At 45.6% G+C, this 274-nt stretch carries 1 pseudogene; it reads left to right on the top strand.

What is annotated here, in order from left to right:
- Positions 1 to 169: 169 nt before the first annotated feature.
- Positions 170 to 256: pseudogene (locus tag BA70_RS19875) on the top strand (HNH endonuclease); the annotation flags it as partial.
- Positions 257 to 274: the final 18 nt, after the last annotated feature.

Raw genomic sequence — 274 nt, 5'->3', positions numbered from 1 at the left:
CTAGCGAGAAATACCGTTTCAGGGGAGTCAGGGCGGCGAGAGTAAGGGGTTTAATATGGTTGAGCTGCCGCAAAGGATTCAGCATCTTTCTTTACCGACAAAGGATTACAGACAAAAGGTATACGAGGGCAAGGTCATTCATGGGAACGATCCTCTTCTTACTTTTGCATATAATTCTTCTAATTGGCAGCCATTGTGTGCGTCCTGCCATAACAGAAAGACCGCCAAAGAAGATGGAGGGTTTGGCAATGGATAATCAAACATGCGTGTGTGA

It is taken from the genome of Bacillus zhangzhouensis (assembly GCF_000715205.1).
Classification (GTDB): domain Bacteria; phylum Bacillota; class Bacilli; order Bacillales; family Bacillaceae; genus Bacillus; species Bacillus zhangzhouensis.
This window is presented reverse-complemented; position numbering and strand designations above follow the sequence as displayed.